Annotated in this window: 11 protein-coding genes and 2 tRNA genes; 6 read left to right on the forward strand and 7 right to left on the reverse strand. The window is 50.5% G+C overall.

Going from position 1 to position 14,393, the window contains the following annotated elements:
* Window positions 1–17: 17 nt before the first annotated feature.
* Both T502_RS06215 and T502_RS06220 read right to left on the reverse strand, forming a co-directional pair.
* Complete coding sequence (locus T502_RS06215; RefSeq protein WP_042706325.1) at window positions 18–728, reverse strand: 6-hydroxymethylpterin diphosphokinase MptE-like protein; 711 nt, start codon at window positions 726–728, stop codon at window positions 18–20.
* A 51-nt stretch (window positions 729–779) separates the two neighbouring features.
* Complete coding sequence (locus T502_RS06220) at window positions 780–2,258, reverse strand: DHH family phosphoesterase (RefSeq protein ID WP_042706326.1); 1,479 nt, start codon at window positions 2,256–2,258, stop codon at window positions 780–782.
* An 88-nt stretch (window positions 2,259–2,346) separates the two neighbouring features.
* Between T502_RS06220 and T502_RS06225 the strand changes: the two genes are divergently transcribed.
* Window positions 2,347–2,420: transfer RNA gene (locus T502_RS06225), tRNA-Lys, on the forward strand.
* Window positions 2,421–2,575: 155 nt separating this feature from the next.
* On the opposite strand, the gene T502_RS06230 is transcribed toward T502_RS06225, so the two are convergent.
* Window positions 2,576–3,469 (reverse strand): ABC transporter ATP-binding protein, encoded by an 894-nt coding sequence (locus tag T502_RS06230; RefSeq protein WP_042706327.1) that lies wholly within the window; start codon window positions 3,467–3,469, stop codon window positions 2,576–2,578.
* A gap of 186 nt (window positions 3,470–3,655) precedes the next feature.
* Between T502_RS06230 and T502_RS06235 the strand changes: the two genes are divergently transcribed.
* The 3 genes from T502_RS06235 (at window position 3,656) to T502_RS06245 (ending at window position 8,124) form a co-directional block, all read left to right on the forward strand.
* Complete coding sequence (locus T502_RS06235; protein WP_245597775.1) at window positions 3,656–5,530, forward strand: PrsW family intramembrane metalloprotease; 1,875 nt, start codon at window positions 3,656–3,658, stop codon at window positions 5,528–5,530.
* Window positions 5,527–6,603, forward strand: a complete 1,077-nt coding sequence (locus T502_RS06240) for an ABC transporter permease (protein WP_042706328.1) — start codon at window positions 5,527–5,529, stop codon at window positions 6,601–6,603. Before T502_RS06235 ends, T502_RS06240 begins: the two co-directional genes overlap by 4 nt.
* 198 nt (window positions 6,604–6,801) lie before the next feature.
* Complete coding sequence (locus T502_RS06245; protein ID WP_052359213.1) at window positions 6,802–8,124, forward strand: PEGA domain-containing protein; 1,323 nt, start codon at window positions 6,802–6,804, stop codon at window positions 8,122–8,124.
* A 342-nt stretch (window positions 8,125–8,466) separates the two neighbouring features.
* Here T502_RS06245 and T502_RS06250 read toward each other — a convergent pair whose 3' ends face one another.
* The 4 genes from T502_RS06250 to T502_RS06265 form a co-directional block, all read right to left on the reverse strand.
* The gene (locus T502_RS06250; protein WP_042706329.1) at window positions 8,467–9,294 is read right to left on the reverse strand and encodes a metal ABC transporter permease; all 828 of its coding nucleotides are present in this window, start codon (window positions 9,292–9,294) and stop codon (window positions 8,467–8,469) included.
* Entirely contained in the window at window positions 9,291–10,220 is a 930-nt protein-coding gene (locus tag T502_RS06255) for a metal ABC transporter ATP-binding protein (protein WP_084173111.1), read from the reverse strand. Before T502_RS06255 ends, T502_RS06250 begins: the two co-directional genes overlap by 4 nt.
* Before the next feature lie 77 nt (window positions 10,221–10,297).
* Entirely contained in the window at window positions 10,298–11,260 is a 963-nt protein-coding gene (locus tag T502_RS06260; protein WP_169736987.1) for a metal ABC transporter solute-binding protein, Zn/Mn family, read from the reverse strand.
* A gap of 294 nt (window positions 11,261–11,554) precedes the next feature.
* Window positions 11,555–11,627, reverse strand: a tRNA-His gene (locus tag T502_RS06265).
* Window positions 11,628–11,949: 322 nt separating this feature from the next.
* On the opposite strand from T502_RS06265, the gene infB reads away from it, so the two are divergent.
* Both infB and T502_RS06275 read left to right on the forward strand, forming a co-directional pair.
* On the forward strand, window positions 11,950–13,755 hold the full coding sequence (gene infB, locus T502_RS06270) for a translation initiation factor IF-2 (protein WP_052359224.1): 1,806 nt from the start codon (window positions 11,950–11,952) through the stop codon (window positions 13,753–13,755).
* A gap of 68 nt (window positions 13,756–13,823) precedes the next feature.
* A complete protein-coding gene (locus T502_RS06275) occupies window positions 13,824–14,231 on the forward strand; it encodes a 30S ribosomal protein S6e (RefSeq protein ID WP_042706330.1) in 408 nt (135 codons plus the stop codon).
* Window positions 14,232–14,393: the final 162 nt, after the last annotated feature.

The following is a 14,393-nucleotide window of genomic DNA, read 5'->3' on the forward strand; positions in this document are numbered from 1 at the left end:
TGGTGCGGATTTTCCGGCTAAATTCTGAAATCGAGGAGTGCCAGAAGGTCTCGCGCAATCATGAGTTTGCCGTGCTTCATGGGCACGACATCCTTATCGTCGAGGTCGAAACCGGCAAGCGTTATCTCCGCGGCACCGAGTTCGTCGGCGGCAAAGACTGCCCTGTCGCCGTCCGTAAACCCGCCGAAGTTGTAGACGCGCTCTATGGGTATGCTCTGGGTCGTGAGGACAAGCGGACCTTCGAATCGCGGTATCCAGCTCTTTAAAAGCGGCATGTTATCGCCGTGCGCGTGAACGACCATTATTGTTCCCGCGCGGTTCATCTCAAGAAAAGAGTCCTCGCAGCCGTCAAGATCGGTCGAGACTATGTCGGGACGTATCCCTTTTGAAAAGAGTCTGTCGGCGGCGGCATCCGCGGCAAAGATGACTTCGTCCGAGGATGATGGCGCATTGCCGGCATCTCCTGTTCCTGCTTCCGCTCCATTCCCCGTTCCCGCTACCTTACCTGCTCTGCCGATTCGTCTGCCGAGCCGCATATCCTCAAGAAGTGAGGGTGCATTGCCGCAGACCGTGACCTTTTTTCCGCAGACGGCGTCTTTCAAAACGGCAATATCGTCCTTATCCGTAAGGGAGCGTGCCAAAACAGCGGCATCTTCATCGCCGGTTCTGTCAAATCCGAAAAAATCGAGGATGTTTTTGTAATGGGGTTCCCATTCTTCAAACTTCATTGCCGGGTCATGCCGCAGTCCGTATGTCGCATGTTATAATCGGTTTCAGGCTTACGCCTCATTCTTCTCTTCCTTTCCGAGACCTATCGTGTCGGTGAAGCGCTTTAATAACGGCTCGGCAATCAGGTTGAGAAGTTCTTCCTTGCTCTTGATGACCGAGAAGGAGTTGAGCGGTATCTTTGCCGCCGCCATGGTGGCATGTCCGCCCGCCTCGCCTATCTCCTCGAACGCCTCTTTCATGACGTTGCCGACATGCATCCTGATATCCTTGTTTCTCGCCGATATCGTGATTGCGTCGTCACCGATTCCGTATGCGATTGCCGTGTTGATACCTTCGAGCTGAACGAGTAGGTCGGCTGCCTGCGGGATTACGTCGCGGTTCTTGACATATCCCACATTCGTGAAGAGATAACCGTTCTGCACCTTTCTGTTCTTTATCGCAAGTCCGAGAGCCTCTACGGTCTCGATTGACATGGACGGCGACGTAATCTTGTTGAGAAGCTCGTTGTCCGTGAGCGGGAGCAGGAATGCAGCGTAGTTAAGGTCCTGCGGCGTCGTGTTCCTTGAGAAGTCGCGGGTATCTGCGCGGATACCGTAGAGAAGAGCGGTTGCCACCTTCTGATCGACCAGAATATCGAGTTCCTGCAGATACTGCGTGAGGATACTTGCCGTCGCGCCCATTCCCGGTCTTATATCAACGAAATGAACACCGCGGTTCTCTTCTTCCATTATCTTGTGGTGGTCGATGATGATGTCGACCTTGGTATCGGGCGGGAGGAAGTTGTTTACGCCCGCGGCGGAAGAGTCGACTATCGCGATGTAATTGCATTCTTTGAGAGTTTCTTCGACATTGTCTTCCGTTATCCTCTGAAGCTGAATGTCGAGGAGCGTGACGAATGCGCGGTTTTCCTGATGACCTATCTTGCCGTCGTAGATAATCTTGCATGAGAGCTTGCCGCCGGACGCCTCTTTTCCGATTACGCAGAGCGCCATTGCGCTTGAGATTGCGTCGGGGTCGGGGTTCGTGTGAAGGATGATTCCCATTGTTCCTTCGCAGTCCGAGAGATAGTGGTAGAGCTTTCTTGCAAGCCTTGAGGAGTGCAGTCTCCTCATAGTGTGAACCGCGGTCTTTGCATAGACTTCCTGAGGATATAAAGCGGCATCCGCGCCCGCCTGCTCAAGGAGCGATAGGCTCAGTCTGTCCAGCGCTCTTACAATTACATATGCCGAGGGGTGAACTTCTTTCACTCTTCGGACCGCATCCAGATTTGCGTTCTTGTCGTTGGAAAGGATGAATACCACTTCGGGTATGGGCAGTATCTCGAATATTGTCGGGTCGGCTATATCGTAGACCAGTGCCTCGTAGTTCTGATCTCTCAGATCATTGACTCTTTTGGGATCGTGGTCAATTATGAGAATCGGCTCGTCGTCGTGTGCCAGTTCTTCGAGGACGTTGTAGCCGCTGCTTCCGCATCCGAGGATCATATACTTGACTCGATCGGATGATCGATTTGGCAGATTATCAGGCATATTACTATAGATTGTATCTCATCCTTATTTAGGCAATATCAGAAAGACTTATTAAGTCAAAGATCAGATTTATTTAGGCACAACAACGGGGCCTGTAGCTTAGTCAGGAAGAGCGACGGACTCTTAATCCGTAGGCCAGGGGTTCAAATCCCCCCAGGCCCGCTTCGTGTTGTAAATGTTCTGTTTTGTGAAATTTTGTTTTGAATTATCTGTTATGAATTTCCTGTTTTTCGGTAATTGCGATTTTTCGGTAATTGCGATTATCGAAAAAGGGTCAAAAAGAGTTTTTTTAAAAATTGTAATGAGAATATGCCGATCTATCTGCCGATCTTTACAAGCATGTCCTCAAGGCTCGGATAATGCGATTCTATCTTCTTTATCCTGCCGCCCGATGTCGATACGGCTTGTGTGAGTGAGTTTAAGGAATCGATATCATTGACCTTTGCCGAGATGACTCCCGCAGATTCCGTGTAATCCGTGATAATGCCGTCGAGCACGCTTCTTTCTTCTGTCACGAACTCGACCTCGTAGTAGACCGATCCGAAGTTCTCGCGCAGTTCGTTCATTGTTCCGAACGCCGCCGTTCTGCCTCTCTGAAGGATAAGGACGCGGTCGCAGAGCTCTTCGACCTGATAGAGATTGTGTGCCGAGAGAAGTATCGTCTTCTTGCGCTCGTTTCTCAGCTCCCGCAGGAACTCGCTTATGTAGCGCGATGTCATGGGGTCAAGACCCGAAGTCGGTTCGTCGTAGACGAGAAGCGAGGGGTCGTGGAGAAGCGATCTGGCAATCGCAACCTTCCTCTTCATGCCTTTCGAAAGTTCGCCGAGTTTTTTGTCGCCGACTTCGAGGCTGAGTTTCCTGAAAAGTTCTTTTATGCGCGAGTCAATCTCGTCGGGTTTCATAGAGTAGATCTCGCCGAAGAACGTAAGATAGGCATGCGCCGTCATATTCTCGTAAAGCCGCGACTCTTCGGGGAGGTATCCCATCTGTTCCTTGAGTCCGTCGGGATTCTTTATGACATCCACGCCGTTAATTGTGAGTTCTCCTGACGTCGCAGGTATCAGACCCGACATTATCTTGAGGAGCGTGGTCTTTCCCGCGCCGTTATGACCGATTATCCCGAATATCCCCGGCTCTTCTATATCGAAATCGACGCCGTCCAGAGCACGAAAATTGCCGTAATCTTTTATTATCGAACGGGCATGTAACATATCTGTTCAAGCGTAGTTTTTCTTCAATTAATCTGATAAACTTTCTTGTCGTTGCAGGCTGTCCGTTAAGCATAGTTTTATATTTTTGATGGATTCTAAGATATTTTTGATATATTCTGATATATTCAGAAATTTTCCGAAACAATTATCGGATTATTTCCCGGATATTCTGAAACAATTGCGGGGTTGAGTGTTACGGGCGGCAACAATACGGTATCGGATGAAAAAACCGCCCTCCGCAGAATTTTAAAGATCTCAAAGTGGGAGATCCGCCGTTTTGCGGGGACTATGGATAAGGGACTCATCCCCATAGTCGCGGCACTGTTCATTCTTCTCGTGGTCGCAATGGGCTTTGCCAACAGCAGCGGCATACACCTCGAAGACAATGTCTATACCGTCTTCACGGATTCCGACGAGAGCATAAAGATAATCGGATTCGACAGCCGTTTTGTTATCTATAAAGTGCCGTCCGGCTATTTCTCTCAGCATCCGCAATATCTTCTTGACCCGCAGTATCGGGACGCTTTTGATCTTATTGTCTCCGGCGATACCGTGACGACGTCGGGCACGGATCGCGGCAATGCCGCACTTCTGGCATTCGAACGCGATTATTCCCGCTATAAGATAGCGTTCTACAACAGGCAGAAGGATCTCTATGCGGCATATCCCGTCTGGATAGACGAGAAGGAAGTCGAGAGCGTGATTGACTTTACCGCAACCCAGATGGGACGTGCGGCATTCTCGTATTCCAATCCCTACCGCGTCCCCAGACCCGCAAACATCATCGAGATTCCGCTTCCGTCCGAAGAGATTGAAGTTCCCGTGGAAGAACTGCGCAGGTATCTCATCGCCGATGAAGGCAGCGATCCCACGATAAGCCGCTATACCGATATCCTGAAGTCCGGCGACCTTGACGTCATACCCTATATCGTCCCCTCGCAGATGAGTGCCTCACTGCCGTTTGACACCATAGTTCTGGTATTCGTCTTCATATTCCCGCTTTATTTCACGTCGCAGTTCTTCATGATGAGTATCATGAACGAGAGAATAGACAGGCGCGGCGAGATCCTCCTCAGTACTCCCGTAAGCCCGTGGATGATAATCGCGGGAAAGGCGCTCCCCTATCTTGCCATGATGAGCCTTATCGCCGTTGCGCTCATCCTCTATATTCGGGCGGACCTGATAATCTTCCTGCCGCTGTTTCCGGTAATCCTCTTCTTCCTCTCGGCGGCGCTGCTGATAGGAATGATTGCGAGGAGCTTTAAGGAGCTTTCATTCATCTCAATATTCTTCTCGACGGTCGCATCCTCGTATATCTTCTTCCCGGCGATATTTGCAAATATCCACGTTATCAGTCAGATATCGCCGCTTACTTTGATTATTTATCAGATTCAGGGCGACGGTTTCACTGCCGAAGAGTATCTGTATTCCACGATTATCTTCTATCTTGTAAGCCTCGTAATCTTCTGGTTCGCCGTAAAGAACTACAACGGCGAGAAGCTGTTCATGCAGCACAAGATTCTGACCGCGCTTGTCGAGTTCGTCGACGGCGTTATCTCGAAGAGATACGTGAACACATCGCTTGTGTTTGTCGCAATCTGCATGATTCCGTTTGTCTTCCTCATGCAGCTTATGCTGCTCGTTCTTCTCTTCAATTTCCCGATGCCGCTCTCGCTGATAATGATAATGCTCTCGGCGGCGCTGGTGGAAGAGTTGTTCAAGTCGGTCGGAATCTATGCGCTCTTCCTGAAGCGTCCCGACTATATGACCTGGAAGAACCTCGCAATCGGCGCATTCGCGGTGGCGGTCGGTTTCCTTCTCGGCGAGAAACTGCTCCTGTTTGCAACGCTTGCGGAGATCTCGGAGTCGGTCTTCGGCGCGGTCATGTTCTCGAGCCTGCAGGTGCTCTGGCTCCCGTTGATTCTGCACTTTGTCACGACCCTTATCTGCGGCTCGGTCGTCAAGGTCTGCGGTCTGCGCCTGTATATCTTGGGAATAATCGCGGCAGGCGTTGTGCATACCCTGTATAATCTCTATTTCGTTCTGGGGGTATTCGGATGAAAATCAATTCAAGAAACTGCAGACTTGTGGCAAAGAAGGAGTTTAAAGGACTTATCAACGAAAAGACCATAGTTCTGGCACTGCTTCTCCAGCTCTTCATCGCCATGTTCTCTTCGTTCCTCCTTGTGGGTCTTGCGTCGATGTATAACCCGGATGCGATGAGCAAGTATTCCAAGATGAAGTACCCGATAGCCTATGCGGGAGAGACCTCGCATCTCTATGTCAAACTGATGGAGGATCCCAACCTGATTGTCTATCCCATGGAGCTTTCGCCGGCGGTATCCGCTCTGAGCGAGAGGCAGCTGGCGGCAGTGGTCTGGGTGCCGAGGAACATGGAGGAGACCATGAATCCGATGAAGGTGACGATATACCTCATCGAGAATGATATACAGTCCGGCATTGTCAGCGCAAAGCTGAAGAGTGTTCTCACGGACTACGAGACGGAGCTGCGTGATGCCCGTTCGGACAGGCTTACGGCTATGCCCGTGGAGATGCGGATGCCGGCGACGAATCCTGCCGGCGACTTCTATGAGTTCGTATACGGCGTTCTCATTCCTCTGCTCGTGTTCATGCCGGCAATCATATCGGGTGCGCTTATCATAGATATGATAACCGAGGAATCTCAGAACAAGACCCTCGAGACTCTCATGTCGACGCCGGTGAGTTTTACCGACATGGTCTGGGGCAAGATACTTGCGGCATTCCTGCTCGTGCCTCTGCAGGCGGGAACGTGGATGATACTGCTGATTCTGAACGGAATCTATATCGGCGGATTCCTTGAGATACTGATGCATATCAGCATAGTTGCGTTTATTCTGATACTTATCGCCGCAACCTTCGCCATGAGATATCGCGAGAGGACGAACGCGCAGTTCATGTTCTCGATTGCGACCGTCGTCGTGCTCGTATTTGCCCTCTCCATACCCATGAACTCCGGAAATATCATCGTAAGGCTGGCTACCGGATCGATAGGTGCCGAGCATATGATTGTTCTTCTGCCCATGCTTGCGGTAGCCATGGGTCTGTCGTATTTCGTGACAATGTATTCCTCAAGGCTTGCGCAGAAGCTCTAATCCGAATTATTTCGGATTTGTTCGGATTTTGTCCTATTTTGACCGTTTTCAGGGTTGCCGCGGATGTTCACGGCAATTTATGTCTGCTTTTTGCGGGTCGATTCCGTATGGGATTATGCAAAGGATTAAAAAAGTAAGAGTACAAATTTTGCAATGGTATATATGTCATGTAAAACTGGTTCAGTTATAGGAATACTTTTGATTGCACTTCTTGCTATAGCCGTTCCTGCAAGTGCTGCAGGAGGCATGTACGATAGCGGCGGTGCAACAGGCACATGGGGTATGACCGTCGGCGGCGATGTAGGCGGCGGTATGGGCTGGATAACTTTCCATACCAATGTCGACGGCGCTTCGATATACGTTGACGGCGCTTATGAGGGAACAACCACAAACGGCGTTTACACAATGGCGGTCTACTCCACCGGTACTCCGTTAAGATCCGCATATGCGGCAAAATCCGGATACTCCGAGAGCAACAGAGTCAGTCTGACCATGCCTTCGCCCGGAGAGAATATTGACTACTATCTTACTCTCAATCCGATTCAGACAACGGGTTCCATTTCGGTAAGATCTTCTCCGTCAAACGCGGTTGTCTACATCGATGATGTCTATGTCGGAACGACACCCGTTACACAGAGCGGATATACTCAGGGATACCACAATGTTAGAATTACCAAGTCCGGATATCAGGAATGGGCATCTTCGGTCTACGTATACTCGGGATCTACGGCAACCGCATCGGCAACGCTTACGCCGATTGAGTCCTACGGTTCAATCTATGTGAGTTCTACGCCTTCCGGCGCATCGATTTACCTTGATGACAATTACGTCGGAATTTCGCCCAAGACAATCTCGGGCGTTACAAAGGGAGGACACTCTCTCAGACTCGAGAAGTCGGGATACAACACGTGGGAGAGCTCGGTTACCGTAAACCCCGGTCAGACATCCTACGTATATCCGACACTTCAGCCGTATTCAGCACCCACGGGAACTCTCTATGTCACATCGTCACCCGGCGGAGCATACATCTACCTTGACGGCGTCTATCAGGGTATCGCACCCGCATCTGGCAGCATGGTCATAAGCAATGTCGCGTCGGGAACGCACACGGTCACGGCAAAGTTGTCTGGATATCAGGATGCATCCATGAGCGTCACGGTTAACGGCGGCGCAACCGCGTCGGTCACAATCCCGCTCAAGAGCACGGGTCCGGCAATGGGTTATCTCTCGGCATCGTCAATGCCTGCGGGTGCTAACGTTTACGTCAACAATGACTACATGGGCGTTACTCCGCTGACTGTTGCACTTGCCGAAGGTTCCTACAATGTAAGATTCAGTCTTGCCGGTTACTACGATTCGACGGTTGCGGCAACGGTTACGGCAGGCGCAACATCCTCGGTATCGAGTTCGCTCACGCCCAACCCGGGTAATGTTCAGAAGTCCGGCAGCCCTGCATTTGCGGCAATAATCGGTATCTTCGCAGTCGCGGCATTACTGGTCGCAACCCGAAGGAATGACTGAAACCGTTACGAAGAGACAAGAGAACGGTTAAGAACAGACAAAAAACAAAATAAAGTCAAAATCGACAAACAACAAAATAAAGTCAAAATCGACAAACAACAAAATAAAGTCAAAATCGACAAACAACAAAATCTACAAAAGACAAAATCTGAAAACGGAAAACAGGATAAATATCCAAAATATCCCTTTTTCTTTTTGTGATTCAAGAAGTGTTTTAGTTATTTTACAGGTTTTAATTACTTTAATTATCCTGACTGTTTGACAATTTTAAAAGTGTTTTAAGTGTTTTAATTATTAATTGGCACTTATTATCGCAATTACCTTTTTTGTTGTTTGAACTTCTTATCGTCTGCAAAAGGTCTTTGCGCAGAGGGCAATGATGTATGCCGCGGCGCCTATGAGAATTATCGTTGCTCCCGAGGGGACGTCGAGGGTATATGAGAGGAATATGCCGCAGGTCGTAAATGCGATGCCGAGTATCGTGGAGAGATAGAACATCCTGTCGAGTCTGCCGGTAAACTCGCGTGCGATTGCCGCAGGCAGCGTGAGGAGAGCAATAGTGAGGATAATTCCCACTACCTGAATGAGCATGACGATTGTCACCGCCGTCATTATGAGGAGAAGGGCGATTATCTTATCGGACGCGATGTTCATGACCGTGGCGTATTCTTCGTCGAAGGTGACCGCAAGCAGCTGGTTATAGAAGATTGCCGTTATCGCGATGATTGCGGCAAGAAGGGCGCCCATGAAGAATATCTCGCTTGAAGGGACGAGCAGGATATTGCCGAAGAGGTATCCGTAGAGGTCGGGCGCAAATCCCGGGGTGAGATAGACCAGAAGGATGCCGATAGCCATTCCCGCCGCCCATATGGCGCCGACGAGGGTATCGAGGTGCTGATGCGCGATATGCCGCAGTTTGGCGATTATTGCCGCGGTTGCGACACAGAAGACCGTCGCTCCGAGTATGGGCGAGAAGCCGAGGAAATATCCGAGACCCACGCCGCCGAAAGCCGCATGGGATATGCCGCCGGTGAGCGAGACCATCCTTTTTATCACAACGAAACTGCCTATGATGCCGCAGGCTGTGCTTGCCAGAATGCCTGCCAGAAGAGCGTTTCTGAAGAATTCGTATCCGAAAGCGGATATGAGTTCGGCGATGACGTCGATCATTGCCCGCCTCCGTGCTCCGTGCATCCGCACCTTATTTTATCGCGGTCGGAGATCTCCGTATCCTCTTCGTGTTCGTGTTCGGGTACTGATTCAAGCGCGGAATGATCGTGCAATACCCTGTGCGCAAGTCCGTGCGCTATCAGATCGACGGGGCATTTGTAGGTATTGAGGATCATATCGCTTGTAATCTCGGCGGAGTAGTGCGTGAACATCTTCACGTTGAGGCACGCGATTACATCGACGCCGGACGATATGACGCCGATATCGTGCGTGACCATGATTACGGTCATCTTCTTGTGAAGTTCGACAAGGATGTCATGGAACTTCTCTTCGGTAGGCGAATCGACGTAGACGGTCGGCTCGTCGAGGAGAAGGACCTTCGGATTGCCGACAATCGCGCGTGCTATGATTGCCCGCTGCTGTTCGCCGCCGGATAAGTCGCTCAGCGTTCTGTCGGCAAGGTGAAGTATGCCCAGAGTCTTCATTGCCTCTTCCGCGCATCTGCGGTCTTCATCCGAGTATCTTCTGCGGATTCCTTTGATATGTCCCAGTCTGCCGGTAAGGACCATGTCGCGGACGCTTATCGGATAGCTGAAATCAAAGGTATGAAACTGCGGGACATATCCCAGCATATAGCGGTTTACGGCGGGGCTTTCGCCGTATATTTTGACAAATCCTGAATCGGGTTTTATGAGTCCGAGGATTGACTTGAGAAGGGTGGTTTTGCCGCCGCCGTTGGGTCCTATGATTGCGTAGGACTGCCCCTCCTCTATCTTAAGGGAGACTTTGTCCAGAACGGTCTGCCCTTCTCTGTGTATCGTTAAGTCTTTTATCTCGATGGCGGGGACTGAAGCAATGTTCTGCCGCGACTGCCGCGAATTCCGTGCGGCATCGTCATATTCGGTCCCTGATTTTTCCTGCGGCATTGTATATCCCGTATTTCGCATCGGTAAGTCTTTATGGATCTCCTTTTGCGGTATTAGTTTTTTAATGCCCAAGGTCTTTAGTTTTGTGCGACTGCGCTTTTGAAGGCTTCGGCAACCGATTTCATGTTATCGATATAGTTCTCTGAGAGCGGATCGATAAGGACGACGCTGCCGCCGATTGCGTCCGCAATCGTGTATGCGCTCTTTGTGCTGTATTCCGGCGATGCGAATATTACCTTAATCCCCTTCGCTTTTGCGGTGTCGATGAGCGCGGCAAGGTCGGAGGGCGAAGGTTCTTTTCCGTTGTTCTCGACGGAGATGCATTCAATGCCGTAGTCGCGGACAAAGTACGACCATGCGGGGTGATAGGTCATTATCGTGACGTTCTTCATGTCGGTGAACGACTCTCTGATCTCGCCGTCGAGCGCGTCAAGTTTTGCCTTGTATTCCTCAAGATTCGCCTTGAAGTATGCTTCATCCTTAGGGCTTTCTTTTGCGAGTGCTTTGCAGACGTTCTCGGCCATTATCTTTGCATTCGCGATTGAGAGCCAGACATGCGGGTCGCCGCCGGAGACATGCGTGCCGTCCTCTTCGGTGTAGCCGTCGATGAAGGTGATGCCTTCGGATGCGTTGACTATCGGCATATTCGGATTGACGCCCTTAATCTTGTCCATCCATGCGAGTTCGAACTCTATTCCCGAGCCCATGGATACGAAGAGGTCGGTATCCGCTATACTGCGCAGCTGTCCCGATGTCAGTTCATAGGTATGCGGGCTGAAGCCCGGCGGCACCAGTATCGAGACTTTCACTTTATCCTTACCGACCGACTCGATTATCTCTTTCTGCGGCAGGATTGATGCCGCTACCGTTATCCGCTCATCCGCGGCTGCGGTGTCTGTCTGCGTCTGCTGCTGTGTCGGTTGCAGTGTTTGCTGCTGTGTCTGTTCATTCCCGTTCGTATTTCCCGTGCATCCCGCAAAGAGTATGCATGCCGAGAGGCAAACGAGCAGGATTGCCGTTAAAATCTTATTAATTCCCATGATTTTCATCTCATCATCTCAGATTCATCTGCATATACATCTGCATAATCTGCATATACAATCACTGTTATGTCCCGATGCGGTAAAGTTCATCATCCGCAAAATGTTTAAGGGTTTTGGTGGTCAAGCATGCCGAAATATGTTAGGAAAAATAGTCCGGAATAATAGTTATGAAAAATAGTTATGAAAAATAGTCCGGGAAAATATGCGGGGGATAAACAGGGACGGATAAGTCGGCAAATATAGCAAACTATGTGGAAAGTAGAAAACGGAAAAACCGGAAAAAAACAAAGAGGCCAGGGCCGAGATTTGAACCCGAGTCCAGGGAGCCACAATCCCTGAGGATATCCAACTACCCCACCCCGGCAAAGTTTTATTGCGCTATTTAGTTTGACGGCGCATGGTAATTAATCTATTCATTTTGTATCCGGCACGTATCCCGAAGTATGCACGTGTCCAATCGTATCCGCCCTTCAGGATTCGTCGGGACAGCGTGATATCATAGGATTATTAATATTCTTATATGCACCAATAATATCAGACAATTAGTGTAAAACCTGTATTCTCTGCCGTAACGTATCGGCAGTGTCGGGATGTTTTCCGTATTTAGCGATTGCTTACGAATAAAGATGGAGCTTTGACGAATCTCCAATCTGCCTTGTGAAATACATTTGTTGGAGGATATCGAAATGGCGAAAAAAAAGGGAAAGGGAAATGGTGCGGATTCGGGTGCCGGTTCGATAAGAACACCCATCGTATGTGTTCTGGGACATGTCGATCACGGCAAGACATCGCTTCTTGACAAGATTCGCGGCTCATCGGTGGTAAAATCGGAGGCGGGCGCAATCACGCAGCACATAGGTGCGACAATAGTGCCGCTGGAAGCGATTCAGGAGATGAGCGGGACAAAAGGCGTGGTTAATTTCGATGTCCCGGGACTTCTCTTCATCGATACTCCGGGTCATCATGCTTTTACGACTCTTCGAACAAGGGGCGGTGCGCTTGCGGATATGGCAATCCTCGTCGTCGATCTTAACGAGGGTTTTCAGCCGCAGACAATTGAGGCACTTCATATTCTGAGGAATTGCAGGACGCCGTTCGTGGTCGCCGCCACCAAGATGGATAGAATCTCCGGCTGGAGAACCACGCCGAATGCGCCGTTTAAGAAGTGTTACGCGGCGCAGAACGAACGTGTCATCTCGACGCTCGAGACCAGGGTCTATGAGCTTGTAGGCAGGCTCTCGGAAGAGGGTTTCAACTGCGAAAGATACGACAGGGTCACTGATTTCAGCAAGACCATAGCAATAGTGCCGGTGAGCGGCATCACGGGCGAAGGTATACCCGATCTGCTGATGGTCATGGTCGGACTTGCGCAGAGATACATGACCGGAAATCTCAAGCTCACGGTCGACGGTCCCGGAGTGGGCACGGTTCTGGAGGTCAAGGAGGAGCGCGGTCTGGGAACAACCCTCGATGTAATCCTCTATGACGGCACCCTCAATGTCGGCGACGAGATAATGGTGGGCTCGAATCAGGGCGTGGTCTGCACGAAGGTGCGTTCTCTCTTAAAACCGCGTCCGATGCAGGAGATTCTCACCGAAGATCGCTTCGAGCGCGTCAAGTCGGCATCGGCGGCATGCGGTATCAAGGTTGCCGCGCCGAATCTCGACAGGGTTGTTGCTGGATCGCCCATCATGGTGGTCAGCGGCGGCAACCGCGACGAGATTGAGGAGAATATCCAAAAGGAGATGCAGACCGTCGCCGTCAAGCTCTCCGAGGAGGGTATCTTCATCAAGGCGGATACCATCGGCGCTCTGGAGGCGCTCTCAAAGGAGCTTGAGCAGCACGAGATTCCGATTATGCGTGCCGAAGTGGGTCCGATAACGAGGCATGACATTGTGGAGATTGCGACTCTGAAGAATCCGCTCATGTCGGTTCTTCTGGCTTTCAATACCACGCGCCTTCCGGACGCCAACGACGTTCTTATGGAGAAGAACATGGATAATGTCATGATCTTCGAGTCCGACGTCATTTATCATCTTATCGACGATTATCTGGAATGGGAGGAGAAGACGCGCCGCGAGATCGAGAAGGAGAGTTTCGAGAAGCTAATCATGCCCGCAAAGATCACCCTTCTTCCGGACTGCGTCTTCCATCAGAGCAATCCTGCGGTTGTGGGCGTCAGAATCCTCGGCGGCAAGCTCCAGACGGGCACGAATCTTATTCATCCTGACGGCAGAAAAGTCGGGCGCGTGAAGCAGATAAAGAAAGGTCCCGACAGTGTAGCCGAGGCAACCGAGGGTCTGGAGGTGTCCATCTCAATAGAAGGACCTACGGTCGGGCGTCAGGTCGATGTCGGCGATACCCTCTTCGTCGACGTCCCCGAGCATCATGTAAAAGTCCTTGAAACCGAGATGTTTTCGCATCTTGGCGACAGTATCAAGTTCGTTTTGGACGAGTTCACCCAGATCGAAAGAAAAGACTCACCCTTCTGAGGAAAGTAGTCTTTTTATTGTTCTAATTCAAATGTATAAAGACACTGAATATTGGAGTTCTAAATCAGATGGCAGATTTAAAGTTAGTCCTTTCCGACCCCAAGACAGGAAAGGCATACAACATTGAAGCAACCGGCGGTATGGCGGGTGCACTTATCGGAAAGAAGATCGGACAGGAGATCAGCGGCGACGCATTCGGATTTGCGGGATACACAATCGAGCTTACGGGCGCAACCGACCGCACCGGAATTCCGGCAAGAGAGGACCTTCCGGGCGCGGGCAGAAGGAAGATCCTTCTCTCCGAGAGCACCGGATTCCACCCGAAGTATCCGGGACAGCGCTGCAGAAAGGCAATCCGCTGTGCGGAGATTACCCCCGAGTTCGTTCAGGTAAACGCAAAGGTTGTCGGCTACGGCGCAAAGTCACTCGAGGAGTACTTTGCACCCGCGGAAGCCGAGGCACCTGCAGCAGAATAAACCGATAAAAGTTTGAAAGAAAAAGTTTGAAAGATTGCTCCGTAAGGGGTAATCTTATGATATTTTTTGATTATGCTGTTTTCAGAGGTTTCTGAAAACAAAAAAACGCATTCCCCGTTCTTTATCAACCGTTCATTCTCAACGGTTCTTTATCAACGGTTC

It is taken from the genome of Methanomicrobium mobile BP, assembly GCF_000711215.1.
Classification (GTDB): Archaea; Halobacteriota; Methanomicrobia; order Methanomicrobiales; family Methanomicrobiaceae; genus Methanomicrobium; species Methanomicrobium mobile.

Excerpts from the sequence above, each read along its gene's own strand:
- T502_RS06215 (WP_042706325.1), bottom strand. The coding sequence starts at position 728 with ATGAAGTTTGAAGAATGGGAACCCCATTACAAAAACATCCTCGATTTT.
- T502_RS06220 (WP_042706326.1), bottom strand. The coding sequence starts at position 2,258 with ATGCCTGATAATCTGCCAAATCGATCATCCGATCGAGTCAAGTATATG.
- T502_RS06230 (WP_042706327.1), bottom strand. The coding sequence starts at position 3,469 with ATGTTACATGCCCGTTCGATAATAAAAGATTACGGCAATTTTCGTGCT.
- T502_RS06240 (WP_042706328.1), top strand. The coding sequence starts at position 5,527 with ATGAAAATCAATTCAAGAAACTGCAGACTTGTGGCAAAGAAGGAGTTT.
- T502_RS06250 (WP_042706329.1), bottom strand. The coding sequence starts at position 9,294 with ATGATCGACGTCATCGCCGAACTCATATCCGCTTTCGGATACGAATTC.
- T502_RS06255 (WP_084173111.1), bottom strand. The coding sequence starts at position 10,220 with ATGCCGCAGGAAAAATCAGGGACCGAATATGACGATGCCGCACGGAAT.
- T502_RS06260 (WP_169736987.1), bottom strand. The coding sequence starts at position 11,260 with ATGGGAATTAATAAGATTTTAACGGCAATCCTGCTCGTTTGCCTCTCG.
- infB (WP_052359224.1), top strand. The coding sequence starts at position 11,950 with ATGGCGAAAAAAAAGGGAAAGGGAAATGGTGCGGATTCGGGTGCCGGT.
- T502_RS06275 (WP_042706330.1), top strand. The coding sequence starts at position 13,824 with ATGGCAGATTTAAAGTTAGTCCTTTCCGACCCCAAGACAGGAAAGGCA.